The sequence below is a fragment of the Reyranella sp. GW821-FHT14A01 genome (assembly GCF_058803965.1).
This window is the reverse complement of the sequence record NZ_JBXAPM010000004.1, coordinates 31,178-53,592: the sequence shown is the minus strand read 5'-3', so window position 1 is coordinate 53,592 and position 22,415 is coordinate 31,178. Positions and strand designations below refer to the sequence as shown.

At 65.6% G+C, this 22,415-nt stretch carries 12 protein-coding genes; 4 read left to right on the top strand and 8 right to left on the bottom strand.

The window, feature by feature from the left end; genetic code table 11:
* Positions 1-145 precede the first annotated feature (145 nt).
* Both AC1ROX_RS09065 and AC1ROX_RS09060 read right to left on the bottom strand, forming a co-directional pair.
* Positions 146-568, bottom strand: coding sequence for a GlcG/HbpS family heme-binding protein (locus tag AC1ROX_RS09065; RefSeq protein WP_493124595.1), 423 nt, complete (start codon positions 566-568; stop codon positions 146-148).
* Between the two features lie 57 nt (positions 569-625).
* On the bottom strand, positions 626-1,435 hold the full coding sequence (locus tag AC1ROX_RS09060) for a glycoside hydrolase family 25 protein (RefSeq protein WP_493124593.1): 810 nt from the start codon (positions 1,433-1,435) through the stop codon (positions 626-628).
* A 135-nt stretch (positions 1,436-1,570) separates the two neighbouring features.
* Between AC1ROX_RS09060 and AC1ROX_RS09055 the strand changes: the two genes are divergently transcribed.
* The gene (locus AC1ROX_RS09055; protein WP_493124591.1) at positions 1,571-3,889 is read left to right on the top strand and encodes a DUF3141 domain-containing protein; all 2,319 of its coding nucleotides are present in this window, start codon (positions 1,571-1,573) and stop codon (positions 3,887-3,889) included.
* A 6-nt stretch (positions 3,890-3,895) separates the two neighbouring features.
* Here the strand turns inward: AC1ROX_RS09055 and AC1ROX_RS09050 are convergent, their stop codons facing one another.
* Both AC1ROX_RS09050 and AC1ROX_RS09045 read right to left on the bottom strand, forming a co-directional pair.
* Positions 3,896-5,044, bottom strand: a complete 1,149-nt coding sequence (locus tag AC1ROX_RS09050) for an alanine racemase (RefSeq protein WP_493124589.1) — start codon at positions 5,042-5,044, stop codon at positions 3,896-3,898.
* Between the two features lie 112 nt (positions 5,045-5,156).
* On the bottom strand, positions 5,157-14,687 hold the full coding sequence (locus AC1ROX_RS09045) for a choice-of-anchor I family protein (protein WP_493124587.1): 9,531 nt from the start codon (positions 14,685-14,687) through the stop codon (positions 5,157-5,159).
* 245 nt (positions 14,688-14,932) lie between these two features.
* On the opposite strand from AC1ROX_RS09045, the gene AC1ROX_RS09040 reads away from it, so the two are divergent.
* Entirely contained in the window at positions 14,933-15,931 is a 999-nt protein-coding gene (locus AC1ROX_RS09040) for a Gfo/Idh/MocA family protein (protein ID WP_493124585.1), read from the top strand.
* Here AC1ROX_RS09040 and AC1ROX_RS09035 read toward each other — a convergent pair.
* Positions 15,919-16,272 (bottom strand): SET domain-containing protein, encoded by a 354-nt coding sequence (locus AC1ROX_RS09035; protein WP_493124583.1) that lies wholly within the window; start codon positions 16,270-16,272, stop codon positions 15,919-15,921. The two genes, AC1ROX_RS09040 and AC1ROX_RS09035, sit on opposite strands and share 13 nt — an antisense overlap.
* A gap of 215 nt (positions 16,273-16,487) precedes the next feature.
* On the opposite strand from AC1ROX_RS09035, the gene AC1ROX_RS09030 reads away from it, so the two are divergent.
* Positions 16,488-18,401 carry a diguanylate cyclase gene (locus AC1ROX_RS09030; RefSeq protein WP_493124581.1) on the top strand — a complete coding sequence of 638 codons (1,914 nt, stop codon included), beginning with the start codon at positions 16,488-16,490 and terminating at the stop codon, positions 18,399-18,401.
* 31 nt (positions 18,402-18,432) lie between these two features.
* Entirely contained in the window at positions 18,433-19,587 is a 1,155-nt protein-coding gene (locus tag AC1ROX_RS09025) for a GGDEF domain-containing protein (protein ID WP_493124579.1), read from the top strand.
* 22 nt (positions 19,588-19,609) lie between these two features.
* Here the strand turns inward: AC1ROX_RS09025 and AC1ROX_RS09020 are convergent, their stop codons facing one another.
* The 3 genes from AC1ROX_RS09020 to bcsD are packed head-to-tail and all read right to left on the bottom strand — an operon-like array spanning position 19,610 to position 22,373.
* On the bottom strand, positions 19,610-20,803 hold the full coding sequence (locus AC1ROX_RS09020; RefSeq protein WP_493124577.1) for an EAL domain-containing protein: 1,194 nt from the start codon (positions 20,801-20,803) through the stop codon (positions 19,610-19,612).
* Positions 20,804-20,856: 53 nt separating this feature from the next.
* Entirely contained in the window at positions 20,857-21,918 is a 1,062-nt protein-coding gene (locus AC1ROX_RS09015) for a family 8 glycosyl hydrolase (RefSeq protein WP_493124575.1), read from the bottom strand.
* Positions 21,919-21,920: 2 nt separating this feature from the next.
* On the bottom strand, positions 21,921-22,373 hold the full coding sequence (bcsD, locus tag AC1ROX_RS09010; RefSeq protein WP_493124573.1) for a cellulose biosynthesis protein BcsD: 453 nt from the start codon (positions 22,371-22,373) through the stop codon (positions 21,921-21,923).
* Positions 22,374-22,415: the final 42 nt, after the last annotated feature.

Here is a 22,415-nt window from a genome sequence, read left to right as displayed (position 1 = left end):
TTCCTGTGTTGTTGAGCTGATTTCCGGTGACAGGCAGCGACCAGTCTTGGCGACCAAGAGTTCGGTGGCGTGTCCCTGTTGCTTGTATCGCAGCGATTCTGAAGCGCTTGGTTAAATGAGGTAAAACGGCAGGCGTCTCATGCGCTCACGCCGAAGCGATCGCGCTGACTGCGGCTTGCGCGACCGCGATGTCCTGCTCGACGGTTCCGGCGCTGGCGCCCACTGCGCCGATGACCTTTCCATCAACGATGACGGGAATGCCGCCACCGAAGATGACGACCTTGCCCCCGTTGCTCTGTTCGATGCCGAAGAGCGGCTTTCCCGGCGCGGCCAGCTCGCCGAGATAGGCGGTCGTCTTGTCGAAGATGCGCGCCGTCACCGCCTTGCCGATGGCGAGATCGATGCTGCCGATCAGTGCGCCATCCTGACGCAAGAAAGCCAGCAGATGTCCGCCGCTATCGACCACCGCGATATTGTAGGAAACACCGAAGCTTGCTGCCTGCGCCTCGGCTGCGGCCAGCATCTGCTTCGCATCGTCGAGCGTGAGAGTCTGATGGGACGTCGGCATTGACGAGAGCTATCACTCCCGACCGACCAACACAGGTTAAGCGACGTTAAATCTGGCCTAGCTGGCACTCCAGAACCGCTGCAGTTCAGTCGCGTCACCATTGAACAGGTTGCGGTCGCAGTGGCTGACGCCCTGCACGATGTTGGTCTGGTTGTAAGCCGGCTTGCCCACGCTCTCGTCGCCGGCATATTGCCAGAGGCGCCAGCCGGTCGTTTCCCAGGCGAAGGGGATTTCAGGTGAATCGTGATAGTCGGCGATCCACAGGCCGCAGCGCGCCAGGATCGAGTCCGGCGTGATGCGGGCGCCGAGGCTCAGACCAGACGTCGGCAGCGGCTCGCCGTTGGCCCAGGTCGGATGCACATAGACGATCGGCAGCCGTCCGGTCGCCGCGGCGACGGCCTGCACGAACTCCTCGGCCTGGTCGACCCGCATCGAGTTACGCGGGTTGTTCTCGTTGGCCTCGAGATCAAGCGCCAGCAAGGTGCGCGGACCGGGCCGAGCAACGGAGAGGAAGTACGCCGCCTGCCGCGCGCCCGAAGTCTGGCCCGTGCCGAAATGATAGGCGCCCCACAGCAGGCCCGCCGCCTCGGCCTGCGGACGCCGGCCGGCATAGGCGGTGTCGAGATAGTCGCCGCCTTCGGTCGCCTTGTGGATGACGCCGAGCATGCCGCTGCGACGAACCGCGCGGAAATCCGTGACGGTGACGCTACGGCTGAGGTCGATGACCGCATCCAGCCCCATCGCCGCCCGATCCGGCGGCGGCGGTGCGATCGGATAGGGCATGGCGGTCGATACGGGCTGGATGGGCGTGCATCCGGCGGCCGTCGTCGCGGCGAGGCCGGAAAGGAGGGCTCTGCGGGAGATCATGCACGGACAGTAAGACGTTCGGCGCGCGCGGCAAGTCGAGTACCGGACAAGTCGGATACCGGACACAAGGCGGTTCACATCGCTGTAGCAGGGCGGTGTGACACTTGGGGACGTCATTGACCCAGGAGTTGCATCATGTCCGCCACGCCCAATTTCGGCTTCATCGGCGATTACTGGATCGACGCATGGCAGCGTTCCATCCTGACGCTCGACGCGCTGCGCCAGCGCGGAAACACCTTCTTCGAGCAGTCGAACAAGATCGCCCCCAACGTGCTGGGCTTCGAGTTCGAGCTGATCCGCGACGGAAGGCTGCTGGCGCGGCCGGTCAACTACATGCTGGTGCGCATCATTCCGCCCGCCGGCACGGTGGTCGATCCCGAAAAGGCGCCTTTCATCGTGGTCGATCCGCGTGCCGGGCACGGGCCGGGCATCGGCGGCATGCGCCAGGAGAGCGAGATCGGCGTGGCGCTCGCGGCGGGCCATGAATGCTATTTCGTGAGCTTCCTGCCGGAACCCGTCGCGGGACAGACCATCGAGGATGTCTGCGCCGCCGAGGCCGCATTCGTCGAGGTGGTGGCCGGCCTGCATCCCGATGCCGACGGCAAGCCGGTCGTCGTCGCGAACTGCCAGGCGGGATGGCAGATCATGATGACGGCCGCGATCCGGCCCGAGATCTTCGGGCCGATCGTGCTGGCCGGCGCGCCGCTCTCCTACTGGGCGGGCGTGCACGGCCGCAATCCGCTGCGCTACCTGGGCGGCACCATGGGCGGAACCTGGGTCACCGCGCTCTCGGGCGATCTCGGCAAGGGCATCTTCGACGGCGCCAACCTGATCGCCAACTTCGAATCGCTCAATCCCGCCAACACCTTCTGGCAGAAGGGCTACAACCTCTATTCCAAGGTCGATACCGAGGCGCCGCGCTTCCTCGACTTCGAGACCTGGTGGGGCAATCCGGTGCTGCTCAACGCCGGCGAGATGCAATGGATCGCCGACAATCTGTTCGTCGGCAACAAGCTGACCTCAGGCGAGATCCGCACGACGGACGGCATCCGCGTCGACCTGCGCAACGTGCGCTCCCCCATCGTCGTGCTCTGCTCGTGGGGCGACAACATCACTCCGCCGCAGCAGGCGCTGGACTGGATCCTGGACCTCTACGAAAGGGACGACGACATCGTCGAGAACGGGCAGACCATCGTCTATACGCTGCACAAGACGGTCGGCCATCTCGGCATCTTCGTCTCGGGCCAGGTCGCGACGCGCGAACATGCCGAGTTCGCCTCCTGCATGGAGATGATCGACCTTCTGCCGCCGGGCCTCTACGAAGCGGTGATCACCGATACCGACGACAACACGGTGAATCCCGGCCTGCTGCACGGCAAGCACCTGTTCAGCCTGGAAGCCCGCAAGCTCGACGACATCCGCGCGCTCGGCACCAACAGCGCCGAGGACGAACGCTGCTTTGCCACGGCAGCGCGGGTCTCGGAGGTCAACAAGGCCCTCTATCGCACGTTCCTGCAGCCGGTCGTGAAGGCCGCGACCACCGAACAGTCGGCGGATCGGCTGCGCGAGGCGCATCCCAACCGCCTGCGCTTCGCGGCCCTCTCGGACCGCAACCCCGCAGCCTCGCCGATCCAGTCGCTGGCGACCGCCGTCCGCGCCGACCGCCGGCCGGTCGCCGACGACAATCCGCTGCGCGCCTGGGAAAAAGCCACCTCCTCCTGGATCGCAAGCTGCTGGCAGAACTACCAGACCGTGCGCGATGCAACGACCGAGGCGATGTTCCTGGCGACCTATGGCTCTCCGCTCCTCCAGGCGATGGCCGGCATCGACGCCCAGGACCGGCCGAAAGCGGCCACGCGCGACCTGGCGCGCGACACGGTCATCGCCGAGCGGCGGGCCGAGCTCGACGAGCAGTTCGAGGCCGGTGGCGTGGCCGCCGCCGTCATCCGGGCGATCGCCTATCTGCGGATGGACCAGGGCACCACCGACGAGCGCGGCTACTCCGTCCTGCAGGCGGTGCGCCGCCTCGATCCGACGAACGAGCAGCTGTCCGGCGCAGAGATGAAGAAGCTGGTCCGCGACCAGCATATGCTGCTGCGCCTCGACGAGGAGCGCGCCATCGAGGCCCTGCCCCTCCTCCTGCCCGAGGACGCGCAACAGCGCGAGACGAGCTGGCAGGTCATACAGGATGTGATGGCCGCCAGCGGCTATCCGCCGACGGAGTCCCGGATGCGCCGCGTCCAGGAAGCGTTCCTGCCCCAGGGGCACCAGGCTCAGCCCCTGCAGGGCCAGGGATTGCAGAACCAGCCCTATCAGGATCCGCCCTTCCAGAGTCAGACGTTCCAGAACCAGCCTTATCAGAATCAACCGTTCCAGGATCAGCCGTTCCAGGATCAATCGTTCCAGAACCAGCCGTTCCAGAATCAGTCGCCGAACGGAACCTCGTATAGCTGACGCTTCTCAGCGATTGCCCGACCCGACATATTCCCGACGGATCGATTTGGCGACCTGGGGATACAGGGACGAGACATCGACGCCCCATTGCTGGGCGAGCTCCTGCAAGGTGATCTCCTCGCCGCCCGAGCGCCCGAGGAGAACCACCTCGTCGCCGAGCTGGGCTTCGGGAGCGTCGGTGAGGTCGACGCGGATCAGCTCGGAATGGGTTGGTCCCAGGAGGCGAACGCGGCGGCCGCGCACGAGGGCCGTGGCGGCCCCCGGCATGCGCCGCGGAAATCCATCGCTCCAGCCATAGGGGATCAGGCCGAGGCGCATGCCAGGACGCAGCGGCAGGAACGGCGCCGGCATCACATCGCCCGGATCGGCCAACGATTTCACCATGACCAGGCGGCTGCGCAGGCCCACCAGCGCATTGCGCCACGGTCGCTCGCGTCCGGCGGCTGCGGGAAAGCCGTGGCCCAGGATGAGCCGGCCGGGATCGACGGCGTTGAGATCGGCCTCCGGATTGCTGAGGATGATCGCCGAGCTCGAGAGCATGCGGATCGGCGCCTCGATGCCGGCTTTGGCAATGGCGTCGAATGCGGCAAGGCAGGAGGCGATCTGTGCGTCGGTGTAACCGGCGTCGACCGGGCCGTAGGACGTCATGGGATGGCCGTAGACGCCCGCGAGCTGCAAGGTCGGACTGGCGGCGATGGCCTGCGCGACCGCGGCGGCGTCATGGGGCAAGGCGCCGGCCCGGAAGCCGCCGCCATCGAGCTTCAGGTGGACCTTCAGCGAGGTCGCATGGTGCGACCAGGCCGCCACCTCCGCCAGGGTCGATAGCGTCGGCATGAAATCATGCCGTTCCAGGAACGGCGCCGCCTCGGGCAGGCATGTCGGGTACAGCAGGATCGGCAACCTTATCCCGGCGTCACGCGCGGCGACCGCGCGGTCGAGATTGCCGAAAGCCAGGCCCGCGACACTGGCGACGGCCGCGTCCTGCACGGCGCGGCCGACGGCAACGTCGCCGCAGCCGCTGGCATCACCCTTGAGACAAACGAAGATGGCGACCCCGGGGCCCACCATCTCGCGCAACAGGACAAGGTTTTCCTTCACGACCGACAGGTCGATTTCGCACCAGGTCGGGCGTTGAGGAATCAGCGGCTCGGTCATTTCCGTCTCTCGGTCAGCAATAGATGCGTGACCGAGGACGATATCTCATTCCCGCGCAATTGGAGACGACGATGCCGAGGTCGAAACCCTCGGCATCGCCGCCCTTCACACGTCAGACGTTCAGCAGGTTGTCGGTGTTCACCCGGATGCTGAACACGACATCCTGGAAGTCGTTGTCACCCGACGTGACCAACTGATCCTCGAAGCCGATAAGCAGCTCGCGGCCGTTCGTCGAGATACCGGACAGCGACTGGTTCGCGTCGCCCGGATTGAGCGTCGAGAACGAGTGGAAGATCTGCGCGCTGCTCAGCTGTCCCAGGGTTGCGCTGCGCAGCGCCGGCGCCAGTCCGTTGTCGAGGTCGGACACATTCATCGTGCCCGGATCGACGAAGGACAGGTTGTTCGGCAGGTTGCCGTAGGCGTCGGCGCCGTCCTGGATCAGGAAGAAGCCGATCTTCTCGTTGGCATCGGGCTTGCCGAGATTCACCGTCGCCGAGCCGGCACCCAGCGTGTTGCTGAAGAGGATCCGGACATCGGAGATCGTGCCGTCCGCCGCCACCATGTAGGTGCCGAGGCTGTTCCTGTACTCGGACGTGGCGGACTGCATGGTCAGGGTGAACTCGACATTGCCGTCGCCCGTGAGGAATTCCTCGCTGGCGATACCGTTGATCAGGGCCGGGTTGACCCGCACGCCTTCCGACAGGGTCGGCAGGTAGCGTTCGAAGGTGACGGTCGTGTGGGCATCGATGCCGATGCCGCGCGCCACCGCCAGGAAGTCGCCGGCGGCGAAATCGCCGACCAGATGGAAGCTCGACCCGCCGGCGCTGAGCGTCGCACCGTCGGCGGTCTTGATGACGCTGAGGTTGGTACGGCCGATGAACGCATCGTCGATGTCCAACATGTCGGTGAGACCGAAGCCGGAGATGCGATCGCCCGCCAGGTCGGACAGGCCGTCGCGCACCGTGTCGGCGCCGGTGCCGAGGTCCATCACGTCGGCGCCCGCGCCGCCGCTCATGCTGTCATCGCCCGCACCAGCCATCAGGTTGTCGATGGCCCCCGTGCCGGTGACATGGTCGTCGCCGGTGCCGCCCGGCGCCGAAGCACCATGCACGCCGTCGGCCCGGACGTTCAGGTTCTCGATGCGCATGTCGTCCGCCTGCGACGTATCGGCCAGGTCGTAGGCCTTGTCCACGTTCCCGTAGCGGGCCTGCATGTAGGCCTCGAAGGCGTCCTGCTCGCCCAGCGCATCGGCCGGGATATTCTCCGGGGCCGTGAAGTTGAGCGCCTCGTCGACCGGCATGCCCAGGGTGCCGTTGTTCAGCAGGAACCGGAAGTTGCTGCCGTTGGCCTTGATCGGATAGGTGTCGCCGCCGTTGGCGGTGAAGGACGTCGTCGAGACGGTGATCACGTCCGGCGCCTCGTCCGACACCACGCCGTTCTCCAGCACACGCCGGATCACGACGCCGTTCTCGTCAACCAGAGAGATGTTTATCACCTTCGAGCCGGCGGCCATGTCCGGGTCGTAGGAGAAGCGCAAGCCGCCGACCTGGGCGAAGCGGCCGTCGCCGGGCCCCACCGCCACGGCGTGCTCGAGGATGGCCTTGAGGCCCGCCGCGTCTGTGTCGAACACCATCGTCTTGTTGTCGAAGCGCAGCGCGTTCTCGACGTCGAGCTGCGAGACGCCACCGTCGGGCTTGTCCGCGTCGGGGTTGGCGATCGGCGCGACCTTGTTGCCGTCGTCGTCGACCGAACCGATCTGGGCACGGATGCCGCCACCGTTGCGCAGGCCGACGATGAATAGGTCATCGGCGGCATCGCCCAGCGCCTTCTTGACGGCATAGATGCCGGAGTCGGCCGACAGGTTGCCGAGGTTGGTTTCCTGCGAGCGGACGAAGGCCCGCTCGCCTTCGAGGTACACGTCGGTGAAGCCGTAGATCGTGCCGTCCTTGGACGCGATGATGGCATCGACCGCCTCGGTGATGTCGCGCACCTGATCGCCCTTGGTGCCCTCGGCGAAGGCCGTCGTGTCCAGCTCGTCCTCGTCCACGCCCCACGCCTCGGCCACGTTCTCCGTGGTCGAAGCATAGGCACCGTTGATACCGACATTCTCGGCGAGGCTGCCCAGGATGATGTCGCCATTGGCGTCGAAGTCGACGACCAGGCGGCCGAGATAGGTGTACTCACCGTCGGTGTTGACGATCAGCGTGGTCTTGCCGTCGATGCCCTGGGTGACGATCGGGTAAGTGCCGTCGAAGCTCGCCTCGTGGCCCGGGAAGGCCGCCGCCTCGTCGTCGGCATCGCCCAGGCGGGTGTTCGAGCCCGCCGAGAGGATGATGTCGACGCCCTTCAGTTTGGTCGCGAGGAGCTGCTCGTTCGCGATCTGCTGCAGGTGCGAGGTCACGATGATCTTGTTGATGCCGCTGGCGATCATCTCATCGATGATCGGCTGAAGCTGCGCCGCCAGCAGATCCATGTTGTCGGCTTCGCCATTGGGGCCGGCGCCGGTCGGGAAGCCCTTGACCTCGGTACCGTTGGGCGAGGAGATGTTTTCGATGAGCTGCGTCGTGGCGCCGACGATGCCGATCTTCTCGCCACCCTTGGTGACCACCGCCGCCGGAGCGATCTTGCCCTTCAGGGTGCTGGCGTCGGCGATCGGCGTCTCGGGGTTGCCGTCCACCGTGTTGACATAGCGCGGCGCGAGCGCGCTATCGCCCGAGAAGTCGAGGTTCGACGAGAGGTAGGCGAACTGGGCGCCGACCCATGCACCGGACGGCGTGAAGGCGTCGCGGAAGACCGTCGAGCCGAGGTCGAACTCATGGTTGCCGATGGTCGAGGTCTCGACACCGAGTGCGTTCAGGATCGCGATGTCGGGACGCGCGGCGGCCGTGGCGCCGATGCCCGGCACACTGTTGAGCGAGGGATCCGCACCGGCATTGACGAACGGGCCCGGCAGGAAGTTGTCGCCGCCCGACACGATCAGCGTGTTGCCGTAGTCGCCGTCGAAGGCATCGACCAGCGCCGCTAGGTTGGGAGCGGTGTCGCCGGCCAGCAGACCCGCCTCGCCGTCGGAGAGATGCAGGAGCTGCAGGGTGAACGGCGCCGGCGGGTTGACCTCGAAGATCGTGACGGTGCCACTCACCTCGTTGCTGCTGACCAGCAGGTCCTTGCCGCTGGGCGAGTCCGCTGCCGGGATGAACAGCAGGCCTTCGGGGCTGAGGTCGCCGGCATTGGAGGCGGCACCGGCGTAGCTGACATTGGCCGGATCGGTGATGTCGAAGGCCAAAGTGATGTTCGAGCGCTCGAGGGCGACGAAGGCGTAGGTCTGGCCGCCGACGACGCCGATGGTGATGCCCTCCGGCTCGGCGCCCTTGTCGTCGCTGCGCGTGTCGTCGAACAGATCGGGGAATTGCTCGACGATGATGCGCTCGATCACGTCGGCGCTGTCGAACACGCGGTTGCCCGCCGAGTCGACGATGGAGAATGACCGGCCGCCATAGGTCAGGATCTGGTCGATGTCGCCATCGCCGTCCGTGTCGCCGCGCAGGCCCGGAGCGTTGGAGACGGTGTGGCGGCCGAGCTCCCCGTTTTCCTTCAGTGCGGCCTCGTCGGGGAACAGCGCGTCGTCGAGATCGTAGGCGTCCGAGCCGACGCGGATGGTCTCGTTCGGGTCGAGGAAGTCGTCGCGATTGTCACCCTCGTTGGCCATCACGTAGAAGGCCTGGCCGCCCACCGAGTAGCTGGCGATGGCGTCCGGCATGTACATGCCGAACAGGTGCGAGTCGGTGATCGGGTTGGCCGACGTCGTGCCATTGGGGCCGTCGCGGTCGCTGACGTCGATCTGCAGGCCGGTCCAGTCCTTGAGGCCGAGCGGCACGATGTCAGTGAAGGTCGCCGTGGCGAGGTCGAGGATGGCCACCGCATTGGCCTCCTGCAGGGTCACCATCGCCTTGGTGCCGTCCGGCGAGATCGCGATGTATTCGGGCTCGACATCCATCGAGACCGACCGGCCCTCGAAGATGCGCACGCCTTCGGCGCGCAGCGCGTCCTCCTGGCCATTGAAGCTGTCGAAGGTCGCGGTCTGGACCGTGGCTGCGGCGACGCCATTCGTGATGTCGATGATGCTGACCGAGCCGGGAGCGTTGTCGGTGCCGTCGACGGCGACCTCGCCCTCGTTGGCCACCAGGATCTTCTTCCCGTCGGCGGTGAAGACCAGCATGTCGGACAGCGAGCCGACATTGACCGAACCGATCAACGAGTGGTCGGCGGCGTTCAGGAACACCACCTTGCCCGGCATTTGCTTGTCGGCGGCCGGCAGGGCGACGGCCACGATGCCATTCTTCACCGCGACGCTGGTGATATCGGTGGTGGCGAAGCCCAGGGTCTTGAAGTCGACCGTGGTGATCAACGTGGGCGCCTCGGGATCGGACAGGTCGACGACCTGCAGCCCGACGTTCGAGGTCGTGAACAGGCGGTCGCTCCCGGCATCGAAGGCCGAGATTTCCGCGCCGGCCAGGGTGAGCGAACCCGCGACTTCGAAGGAGATCTCACCGGTCGGCGTGGTCGAGACCGGGGACGACATGTCGAAGCTGGCTACCAGGGCATCATGGTCGCTGGCCTGGTTGGCGAATTCGGCGTTGATGTGAACGATGTCGTACTGCGCATTGGCGCGGGCGGCATCGGTCACGTACATCTGGTCGAGCGACTGCGAGTTGCCGTCGAAGACATAGTCGTAGCGCTCGTCGACCGGCAGCATGTCGGCCATCGAGTCGAGCACGGCGGAGCCGCCCACCGTGTATTCCGGCAGGGTGTTGGCGTCCGCGCCGTCCTGATAGGTGGCCGTGCCCTGGAGGACCGCCATCGGCTCCTCGAACTCGAATTCGTTCAGATCACCCGCCACCACGACGCGGGCGTCCGAATTGGCGGCCAGCAGCGAGTCGACGAAGGTGTTGACGGCCTGCGCCTGCTCGGCGCGCGCATCCTCGGCCGAGTCGAACGGCGGCTGGGTGCCCATCAGCGCCCCGCTGCCCGACTTCGAGGAGAAGTGGTTGTTGACGATCGTCATCGTCTGGCCGTTGAAGGTGAAGTCCGCGACCAGGGGCGGGCGCGAGGCGAAGAAGGGATGGTCCGCCGCTGCATTGCCGCCGACGACGGTCGTGGCTGCGCCGTTGGCATCGATGGTGCGCAGCGAGCTTTCGATCAGGTCGACGCCGCGGTCGACGCGGTAGAGATAGGCATTGCGGATATTGCCGCCGGGCTCGCCGCCGTTCAGGTCGTCGCCGATGAAGGGATTGTCCTGGAAGGCGTACTGCACCGTGCCGCCCGAGGCGGCGTTGATGGCGTCGACCAGCATCTGCAAGGTGGTCGAGGCCGAGGTGACGCCATCGTTGGTCGGGCCGTTATTGTCCTGCGCCTCCTGCAGGCACAGGATGTCCGGCGCCTTCAGGTTGTTCACGATCTGCTGCGCCAGCGCGCCGAACTTTGCAGCGCCGTCGGCGGGGTCGAGGTTCTCGATATTGTAGTTGGCGACGGTCAGGCGGCTGGACGTGCCCACGAGCGACGTCGTCTCGGGCGCGAGCGTGCCGGGCGACGTCACGGTGTAGGCCTCTGTCGCCACCACCTCGTACTGGCCGAACGCGTAGCTCACGACACCCTTGATGTCGCTGAGCTGGGCACCGACATTGACGCCCGGGGTGACGAAGCCGGCGAGGATGCCGCTGTCGTCGTCGATCTGGATGCGCTCCGGGTTGAAGTCGCCGCCCACCGTGTTGGTGTTGCCGAACGACGGATCGCCGCCGGTGACGATCACGCCGCCATTCGCGCTCGGGCTGTTGGTGTTCAGGCCGTTGGCGGGATCGTCGTCGTTGTCGACGATGGTGAAGATCTCGCCGAAGCTGTTGGTCGGGCTGACGGCGACCGGCGCCTTGACCGTGACCACCATGCCCTCGAGGGCCTCGTAGAAATCGATGCCGTCGTTGACCGGATCGAAGGTGGTGAGGCCGTCATCGTCGAGATTCGAGGTCGGCGGCTTCAGACCGGCGCTGCCGCCGATCTGCACGGCCGTGATAGCCGGGCCGACGCCCATGTCGGTCACGACCGGGGAGGTGAGCTCGGTGATCGAGAGGCTGCCCACGGGAGCACCGGACGGGATGAATTCCGTCACGGTGCCCTGTACCTCGACGAGGTGGCCCTTGGTGACCGAGGGCGCACCGCCGGTGAAGACGAAGATGGCGTCCGACGTCGCGGCATTGCCGTCGCCGGCGGCGTCCTGGATGTAGAAGCCGTTGCTATCGATGGCCGTCACCACGCCGCGGGTCGTCACGGTCGTGCCGGCCAGGGCCGACTGATGGCCGGCGCCCTGGATGGTGTAGATGCCGGTGAGTGCGGGCGGCGGAGCGGCGGTGGCGAAATCGAGCGCGTTGGCCGCAATGCCCGCGAAGTCGTTGCCGGCCATGTCCTCGATGGCGCCGGCCGCCACGACCACATCGTAGTGGGTGCCGGACGCCAGGTCGGTGGCGAGGTCGATCTTGACCTGATTGCCGGTGATGGTGACGGTGCCGTCTGCATCGTTGGTGCCCATCGTGATGGTGCGCACGTCGCCCGCGCCGTTCGTGATGGTGATGTCGCCAGTGCCGGCCTTCACGGCCTCGCTGAAGTTCAGGACGATGTCGGCGGAAGCCGCCACGCCCGTGCCATTGTCGGCGGGAGACGAGGAGGACAGCGTCGGTGCCGTCGTGTCGGCGACGGCGGCGATCTGACCGGGCGAACCGATCTCGGCCGCGTCACCCGCGGCAACGTGCGCGCCGTTGACGCCGGTTGCACTGAGCTGCGAGATCGGCGTCGGTGCGCCGGTCGCACCAGACGTATTGTCGAACGTCGCATAAGACGGGCCGCCGGGGGACGCGCCGAAAGCCACGGTCGCCTGCAGAGCGCCGGCGCTGTTGTAGAGGTTCACGGCATCGCCGCCGGTTCCGAGACCGACCCCGCTGCCGCCGTAGCTGCCGATCTGCAGGTTGGCAGGCGGGTTCGAGCCGAACCAGGTCGACAGGAAGGCTGCCTTCTTGGCCGCGAAATCCGCGGCATTGGCGACCTCGAGGAAGATCACCGACTCGCCGGCGCCGATGGAGGTGACGCCGCTCAGCGCCACCGAGGCCGCGAACGAACCTGAATTGTCGTCCATCTTCCAGCCGGTGATGTCGACGGCGAAGGCACTGCTGTTGGTGACCTCGAACCAGTCGACCGCCAAGGCAGCGGGGCTGTTTCCGCTCGACCAGGGCGCCACTTCCGAGATGAAGACCTTGCCGACCGTGCCCGGCGAGCCGATCTCGTTCGCATCGCCGGAAGCGACGAAGGCCGAGTGCACGCCCGCTTCGCTCAGATCCGAGACCGCCGTGTTGTTCAGGCCGACCGAATTGTCGAACGTCGGGAAGGACGGGCCGGCAGGCGAAGCCCCGAAGGTGATGCCCGTCTGAAGGACGCCTGCGGCGTTGTAGATGTTGACCGCATCGCCGCCCGTGCTGAGGCCGACGCCGCCGCCGCTGTAGCTGCCGATCTGAAGGTTGGCGGGCGGGTTGGAGCCGAACCAGGTCGCCAGGAAGGCAGCCTTCTTGGCCGCGAACTGTGCCACATCGGCGACTTCGAGGAAGATCACCGACTCGCCGGCTCCGATGGAGGTGATGCCGCTGAGTGCGACCGCCGAGGCGAAGCTCGCCGAGCTGTCGTCCATCTCCCAGCCGGTGATGTCGATGGCGCTCGTGCCGCCATTGGTGATCTCGAACCAGTCGGCCCCCAGCGCAGCGGGGCTGTTTCCGCTCGACCAGGGTGCCACTTCCGAGACGTAGAGGGTCGGCGCGACGGGACCTTCGTTCACGATATCGGTGAGATTGAGCGTGAACGACGCGGTCGCGTCCGGCGAATCGCCCAGGACGGCGTCATCGACGTTGACCGTGACCGAGTAGCTCGACTTTGCTTCGAAATCGAGGGTCGTGCCGGCCTTGATGTACAGGCCGTTGCTGTCGACCTCGAAGAACGCGGCGTCGGCGCCGGTCACGGTCAGTTCGTTCGTTCCCAGCCCGTCGTCCGTGACGGCCACATCCGCCACCTTGATCCGGGCCGTCGTGTTGGAGTTCTCCGGCAGCGTGTTGGTCTGGTTGTTCAGGGCGACGACGGTCGGCGCCTGGTTGGCGGCCGACGACGGCGCATAGATCCAGATCTGCGGATGATCGAAGTCGCCACCGCCATTTTCGCTGACGACATACAGATTGCCATCACGATCCATGGTCAGGCCCTCGTGCTGCTGGGCCGGGACCGACAGCGGATTGCCTGGATTGGAAACGATGGTGAGCGAGCTGTGGACGTTGCCGGCGCGGTCGACGTTGACGATCTTGCCGTCTTCCTGGCTCAGCACGAGCAGGTGGCTCGCCTGCGACGTTCCATTCAGGGACGGCAGGTTCGACAGGGCGAAGACGTCGGCGAAATCAGCCAGGCCGGCCAGAGCCGGGTCGAAAAGATTGACGGAATTCTCGGTGCTCGCCGAGCCGTTGGTGGCGGTGCCGGCGACGAAGTCGATGGCGGTCTGGAAAATTCCCTCCGGACCCGACTCCTTGACGAAGATGAATCCGCCGGTCGAGGGGTCATAGGTGAGGCCTTCGAGGCCGATATTCTGGACAAAGGTGCCGAGGTCGACGGTTCGCGCGTCGCCGCGTTGGAGCACGGTGCCGGCGGCGTAGGTGAACTCGACCGCCTGCCGGTCGCGCTCTTCCGTCATCACGAACTTGCCGTTGCCGATGTAGGTGATCCCCTCCGGGTCGTAGAACGCGGTGCCTTGCGGGCTGCCGCCCGGCGCCAGGGTCATCGAGTTGATCAACTGCCCGGTCTTGCTCACCTGGACGACCGAGGTGCCGCCGTCGCCGACGACGAACAGCGTGTCGGTGTCCCAGTTGTACGTCACGCCCGAGACTTCCTGGGCGAGCACGCTGCCGGCGGGAGCGTCGGTCCGCGTCGGCTCCGGCAGGTCGTATCGCCCAACCAGGACATAGGTCGAGAGATCGATCGGCGTGTTGGCGGCGGTGCTGGAGATGTGGATGTCGTCGATGCCTACCCATTCGTCGTTGCCGCCGGCGTTGATGGTCGCGACGCGGACTTCGACCTGCGCCTGGTTGTTGGCGTTGGCCGGCAGAGTCAGGTCGACGGCCGTCACCTGCGTGGCCGTGCCGCCGGTCGTCACGTCGGCGAAGTGACCGGCCGGGACTTCCATCCAGGCACCCGCCGCGCCGATTCGGTACTGCACGGTGAGGGGCTGGACCGCATCATCGCTCGATCCGTCGAGATCGCGAGCGTTGAACTGGACGCGGACATCCTGCCGGCCGGTGGCGTCGAGATAGAAGATCAGCTGGGGCGCGGGCGCCGAGCCCGATCCGTTGAGTGCAACGGTCGGGTTGGGAATGTTGACGAATTCGGTGACGCCACCGGTGGTGAACGTGTCGGGGTTGCCGACTGCGTTGGCATTGACGTCGACCTCCCCGTCGGCCTTGTACCCCATGATGCTCGGCACACCCGACCAGTCGTCGCTGGTCGCGATCTGACTGCCGTTGCTCCAGTTCTGCGTGAGGTTGCCGGAAGCGAGCGAGTGATATGAGGTCGACATTGATTGCAGCTCCTCGTTAACGAACGCCGCCGCCACCCGTTGAGCAGGCATGGCTCCGCCCTTCCCCGAACCGCAGATTGCAGTTCGGCGCCGAAGGAATGGCGCCGGCAGAAAATCTCCTGCGATTTTTCTAGGAGCGCTCGTTTACGAGTTGATGTCACACGTTGTGCGTCGTGTAGATTTTCGCGCGGAATCTTTTTAAAGATTTGTGCAATCTTTGTTGCGACGCATGCGAAGCGAGTGTGATGAAAGTGACGAACAAGAGCGTGGCGATCGGCATCATCGGCGCCGGCATCATGGGCGAGCGATTGCTCAATGCGATTCTTCAGCAGAGTCCCGATCTGCTCCATGCCTGTGGCATCTGGGATCCCTCGCCTGAAGCGATGCAACGCATGGCGCGAAACTTTCCGGAGGTGCCGCGCCTGTCCGATGCGGCTTCGGTCATCGCGGCGAGCGACTGTATCTACATCGCCTCGCCACCGGCCTCGCATCTCGGCCACGCACGCGCGGCCCTCGCCGCCGGCAGGAGCTTCTTCGGCGAGAAGCCGCTGTCCGTTGACGTGGCAGACGCACGCGCTTTCGTGGCAGAGGCCGGCACAAGGGGCGCCGTGAATTTCCCCTTCGCCTCCTCCTTCGCCGTGGCGGCGCTCCGGGACTGGATCGGCAAGGGCGAAATCGGCGCGCCGCGGCACCTGGAGATAGAAGTGGGCTTCAAGGTCTGGCCGCGCCCCTGGCAGGCCGATGCCGTTGCCTGGCTCGACGGGCCGATGCAAGGCGGCTTCACACGCGAGGTCGTCTCGCACTTCCTCTTCCTGGCGCGGCGTCTCCTCGGGCCGCTGCACGGGCTGGATGGCCAGGCGTTCTTCACGGACCCGGGCAAGTCGGAGCGGCGCATCGCGGCCACGCTGCGCGCCGGCGACCTGCCGGTGACGCTCTCAGGCGCGGTCGGCGCGACGGCGAAGGACGATCACAATGTCTGGATGCTGGAGGGCGACAGGGGTGCCGTTCGGCTCTGCGACTGGTCGATCGCGGAGCGGCGCCTGCCCGACGGCACCTGGCAGCCCGCACCGGACGCCATGCCCAACGAGCGCGCCCGTCCCCTCGCCCTCAAGCGGCAGCTCGAGGGCGTGGCGAAGCTGGCGCGCGGCGAGGCCCATCACCTTGCGACGCTCGAAGAGGCGCTCGACGTTCAGGAGATCGTCGAGGGGATACTTGCCGGTCGGTTGGCGCCTCACCGCGGATAGAAGGTCGATCCGTAGTCGAAGGTGATTTCCTCGCCCGCCGCGATGCCTTCTATTCCCGCCACGAGCCAGATCCTGCCCTCGTCGCGCAGGATGAAGGCGTTGGGCTTGCGGCGGCGGTGGTTGGCGTAGCGCGCCTCGTTGCCCTTCGAGGCGCCGTCGATATTCACGTTCTTTCCCAGCTCGAATATGCTGTCGGCGCCTTCGGCGATTCTGGCCAGCGCGATCCGGTCGGGAATCCGCTCGCCCTTGTATTCGATGATCCTGGTGCCCCATGGAATCTCGTCCACGGCGAAAAGGCCCTGGCCATGAATGCCCGACTTCCTCACCGCTACCTTGGCCACGCGTCGCGACTCCTGCTCCAGAGGCAGAAGAATACATGAAATTGATCGGCCACTGCGACTATTCGAGTTTGTTTGCCGTCGATGTTGGCCTATGCTTGCGACGCTTGGGGTAATTTGCTGCCTTCTCTGGGAAGATTGATGGACCTGACCGCACTCATCGGTGCGCCCCCATCCGGAAGCGTTCGTCTGCGCGTTCGTTCCCCTGGAAGTGCGGCATGAAATTCCGCCTCCGCAACATCAGCCTTCGCCACCCGGTCTATCTGGCGGCCGGCTTCGTCTTTCTGGTCTGTTCGGCGCTCCTCGTCCTCAGCGCCACACGCGAAGTGGGATTGCGGCGCGACGCACTCAAAGCGGCTGAAGTGGATGTCGCCAACATTTCCCAGTCGCTGGTCCAGCACGCCCAGGACTCGTTCGACATAGCCGACAGCCTGATCATCGGCCTCGTCCATCGCCTGGAGACGGAAGGCACAGGCCCCGTTGCCACCGCAAGATTGCAGAGCGACATCAATTTCCGCAAGAGCGCGATGGGGCGAGTCCGCGGCCTCTTCGTCTACGATGAAACGGGCCGCTGGCTGGCGACGTCGGAGAACGTCGATATTTCTACCCTCAACAACAGCGATCGCGAGTATTTCAAGCGGCACCGGGAATCGCCGGACATGGGGCTGCTGATCGGAAAACCCGTCAAGAGCCGTTCGGGCGGACAATGGGTCGTGACCGCCTCGCGCCGGTTCAATCATACGGACGGTTCCTTCGCCGGCGTCGTGCTGGCGACCATCGACTCGAGTTACTTCGCGAATTTCTACAAGCGCTTCGACCTCGGCCCCACGGGCGTCATCGCGTTGCTGGACAAGGACGGCGTCGTCCTCGCGCGCAGCGTCGACAACGAGGGCTCCGTCGGTCGCGATCTGTCGAACTCTCCCCTCATCAGGGATCTCGAATCCCGGCTCCCGGCCAGCATCTACTATTTCAAGTCGAGTTTTGACGGCTCATGGCGCCTGGGCTTCTACAAGTTGAGCGACCGGTTTCCGGTCCTCGTCGTCGCCACGCAGGCAAAGGACGAGGTCCTGGCGCCCTGGCGCCAAGAAGCGACGATCCGAATGGCGCTCGTGCTTGGCTTGATTGCGCTGATCGCCGGTACAGGCTTCTACCTCGTACGCCAGTTGCTGCAGCGACAACGCATGGAAGCGGTGCTGACGGCCAAGGAGGCAGACTTCCGCCTGCTGGCCGAGGAGTCGAGCGACATGGTGATGCGCATCGGTTTCGATGAACGCATTCTCTACGTATCCCCCTCGTGTCTGCGGCTCCTCGGTTGGAGCGCCGAGCAACTGAAAGGGACGCTCGCCCTGGCCGGGGTCAGCCCCGAGGATGCGCCTCGCGTGCGGGAAATCGTCCAGGCCCTCAAGACGGGTCATGTCGAAGAAACCAGGATCACCTATCGGACACGGCACCGGCAGGGCGGAGAGATATGGCTGGAAACCGCCTTGCGGGCGACCCACGATCCGGACACCGACGAGGTCGACGGCGTCGTGGCGATTTCCCGCGACATGACGGAACACAAGGATCTGGAAGAGAAGCTGGCCATCATGGCCACTCAGGACGGCCTGACCGGCCTGGCCAACCGCCGCCATTTCGACGAAAAGCTGCAACAGGAATGGCGTCGTGCGGAACGCGACGGATTTCCCCTGTCGCTTCTGATGGTGGATGTCGATCATTTCAAGAAGTTCAACGACCAGTATGGCCATCAGGCCGGTGACGTCTGCTTGAGGACCGTCGCCAAGGCCATAGCGGCCGAAGCCCGGCGTCCCGCGGATCTCGCAGCCCGCTACGGCGGCGAGGAATTCGCGCTGCTGCTGCCGAATACGGACGAGGTTGGCTGCGCGAGCGTTGCCGTCCGCCTTCGCGAGGCCCTGCAAACCCTCGGAATACCGCATGCGATGAATCCGCCCACGAAGCGGGTGACATTGAGCGTGGGCGGCGCGACGGGCTGGCCGAATGCCGAGACTTCGAACAACTATGCATCGCTGGTCGCGGCAGCCGACCGGGTGCTGTATGCCGCCAAGCATTCCGGTCGCGACCGCTTCGTCATGTCGGGCGAGGTCGTCGCCTGGCGGGGCGCCGAAAGCGCCTAGAATTGCCCAACAGGTCAGCGCGGAATAGCTGATGTCGATCGACATCCTGACGCTTTATCTGCTGAATTTCGTGATCGGCCTCGTGATGGCCGGGATCTATTTTTTCTCCTGGTTTCATCATCGCGACATCCTGGGGATTCGCGGCTGGGCCACGGCGCTCGCGCTGGGAGCGGTAGGCTCCCTCGAACTCAGCCTGCGCACGAACAGCTCACCGATTGCGCTCGTCATCATGGCCAATTCGCTGGTCGTTGCCGCATATGCCACCGTGTGGATGAGCGTGCGCCGGTTCAATACCGGCGAGCGCGCCATCAACTTTGCCGTCATCCCCACGGCCCTCTTCGTTGTCTTCTATACGGTCACCCTGCTGAGCGGCGCCGACGTCAACGTGCGCGTCGCGCTCGGTTCCCTGGTGATCGCCATCCTGTCCGCGCTCTCCGGCTGGGAGGTTTTCCGGGCGCGGATCAGCGAACCGCTGAACAGTCGCATCCCGACGGCCATCGCGCTGATTCTCATGGCCCTCGCCATGATCGTGCGCACGGTCTTCTCGACCCTCAGCGACCCGCCCGAAGGCCCGACGACGCCCTTCTACGATCCGACCCAGGGCATAACGCTCCTCTTCAATACGATCTGCGTCGTCGCGATGACGCTCGGTTTCCTGATGATGGCCAACGAGCGCCTGCGGCACCATTACGAGAAACTGGCGGCGACCGACCAGTTGACGGGTCTGCCCAACCGCCGGTTCTTCCTCGAGATGGGAGAGCACCTGAGTGGCCCGGCCTGCGTGCTGATGATCGACCTCGATCACTTCTCCGAGGTCAACAGGGTGTTCGGCCATGCCGGCGGCGACCAGGCGCTCGTCGCCTTCGCCCGTCTCGCGCGCCAGCAGCTTCGCCCCGAGGACCTGATCGCCCGTTACGGCGGGGAAGAATTCTGTGCGTTGCTGCGTGACGTCGATGAGCCGCAAGCCAGGCAGATCGCGGAGCGGCTGCGCGCGGGCATCGCCGGAATGTCGATCGACGTCGACAACCGTTCCTTTCGCATCACCGCCAGCGTCGGATTGGCGAGGCTCGAGGGGGATCTGCAGGCCGCAATGCGTAATGCCGACGCGGCGCTCTACCGGGCCAAGGCCCTGGGTCGCGACCAGGTCCGGAGCGCCGACGAACCGGCCATCGCGCCCGCTTCATAGAGCGCGCGGCTCCATTGAAAGCTCAGTCCTTCGACCCCGGCGGCCAATACCGTCCGGCGCTCGCCATTCTTTCGATCCAGCCCGTCACCTGATCGGCGGGCATCGGCCGGGCGATCAGGAACCCCTGGGCGAAGTCGCAGCCGAACGCTTCCAGCGTATCCCACTGCTCCTGCGTCTCGATGCCTTCGCCCGTCAGAGTGACTTCCTCGCGCCTGGCAAGGGAGGCCAGCATCGCGACGATGTCCCGCCCCTCCTGGTCCCCGGCAACGCGAGTCATCAGGCCACGGTCCATCTTCAGGTCGGTGAACGGATAGTATTGCAGTCGCCCGAAGTCGGAATAGCCGACGCCGTAGTCGTCCATCGATATCCGCACGCCCGCCTCGCGCAAGCGCATCAGCAGGCCGCGCGCGACCGTCGGATCGGGTGCCCTCTCCGTTTCCGTGATTTCCAGGATGAGGGACCGCGGGTCCGCTCCCCTCGCCTGCAGCAGCTCGAGAATGTCGTCCGCCGTCTGCAGCGACACGAGGAAGAGCGCCGACACGTTGACGGACATGGAAAGCGGCAGCCCTTCGCGCTTCCAGGCGACCTGCTGCTCGACCGCCCTCGTCAGCACTTCCCATGTCAGCGGGATGATGGCGCCCGAGCGCTCGGCGAGACCGATGAATCCGTCCGGCCCGATCAGGCCAAAGTCGGGATGCTGCCACCGTACCAGCGCTTCGACCCGGGAGAATACGCGGTCCGGCATGGAGACGATGGGCTGATAGTGCACCTCGAGCTCGTCGGTTGGAATTGGGGAGAACTCGCGGGCGGCAAGGTCGGCGATCGTATTGTCCTTTTCGCGGGCCTCGAGCGCGCTCAACCGTGCCGCCAGGGCTGCAAAGGAAAGCGGCTTTGCGAGAACGCCGACGACATCCAGGCCGGCGCGAATGGCATTGCGTCGAATGGAATTGCGATCGGCCGCATCGATGTTGCCGACCAGGACGGTTCGGGGCCGCCAGCCGGCACTCAGGGTGGTGATGATCCTCTGGCATTGGGCGTGTCCGAGTTCGACGTCGAGGAACAGCCAATCGAAATGACGTCCCTGCAGAAACTCGGGCAGTTCCTCTGCCGAGCCGATGGCCCGGACGGTGAAATTGAGATTGATCGCCCATTCGACCAGCTCTGCCCGAAGCTCGTCGTCGCCGCTGGCGACCAGGGAACGGAACTTGCGCGACATCGAAGGGGCCTGATCAGGGTTGGCCAAGCAACATCCCCGGGACCGCGAACCGGCTAGGTGCGTTTTGCACGGGACGCTTCCTGGCCTGCCAGATTCGAGAGCAGCTTGAGACTGGCGGAATAGTAGTCGTCGTCGTCGCCGACGGTCGCAACCGGCGCCGGTCCGTTGGCCCCGTCGGCCACGAATTGCGTCACCGCGGCCACGGCCGCGTAACCGCCGCTGGACGGAAACGGCGCCACGGAACCGTCGTCGAGGTTGATCCAGGCCGGCGGGCGCCCTCCGAATCTCGGTGTCTTCCACGCCGTCACGAAGCGGCCGAGGCGGGAGGCCTGGTTGTTCCAGGCCAGGTAGAGCGGGATCCGTACGGCGTCGAACCCGAAATACGGCTTCCAGTCGTCGGCGACCCTGAAGACCTGCGGCCCGAACAGCAGCCAGTCCGGCGGGAGCTTGTAGTCGCCGAAGGCCGCATTGTCGCAAAGCCACAACCCGTCGGCCTCGAGGCGGCGCCATTTTGCCCGCTCGCCCGCACCTTCGGAAAAATCGTGGATCGCCGACCAGACATAATAGGAAAGATTGACCACGTAGCGACTGCCGCGGGCAAAGCCCTGAACGCCCGGCAACAGGATCAGTCGCCCCTGGAATTCGACCGCAAGTCGCTCGAGGATCGCGGACTGGATACGCCGGGACGGCTGCAACCAGCGCGGCTCGTTCCACTTCGCCGCGGCGCGCATGAGTGCCCAGGCGATCAGGATGTCGCCGTCGGCCGCGTTGTTCTTGTCCGGAACGGGATCTTTCGCATTGGGCGACCAGCGCCAGGAAAAGAGACCGTCACCCCGCTGCAGGGACTTCGACGTCCAGTCCCAGATCTTCGCGAAGGTCTCCTTGTCGTCGTAGCTCTGGGCAAAGAGAAGTCCCCAGCCCTGGCTCTCGGAATGGCTGACATTGTTGTTGCCGCTGTCGATCACCCGCCTGTCGTCGACGATGAACCGGCGCCTGAAGGTCTGCCAGTTCTGATCCGCCCGGGCGGCCGTGGGACAGAGCGAAAGCGCCGCAAGTCCGGCGCCCGTTTTCAGGAGCCGCCGGCGCGTTCCACCCGGCACCCGATCCCGGTCCATGGCTACAAGCCAGACCGTTCGTAACGAAAGACCAGTGGCGGATAGGGTCCGCTGCCGCGTTCGGCGAGGCGCATCGAGAGGCCCGGGCGTGCCGCGTCCTGGGTCAGCCAGCCTTCCAGAAGCGCTTCGAGGATGGCGGCGAAGGCCGTCTGCGCTTCGACGCTTTCCAGGTACGGATAGCCGATGACGACGAATTCGAGCGCCTTCTCGGCCTCGTAGATATCGAGCTGGCCCCAGTCGAGGGCCTGCAGGCCGGCATTCATCGCCGCCTTGAGATCGGCGAGCGAATTGGAGACCGGAATAGGCTGCTGCTTGGCAATGGCGGAGCCGGCACCGGCCAGGATGCGCAACGCCTGCTCGTCCCCGGCGACCTGCGAGAGCGCCGTCGCCAGCCCTTCCATGAGACTCCCCAGCGGCGCCGGGCGTGAGCGCCGGGCGGCAATTCCAAGGGTCATCGCATCGAATGAATTGTTTGCGGGGCGGACAGCCATCGAAGG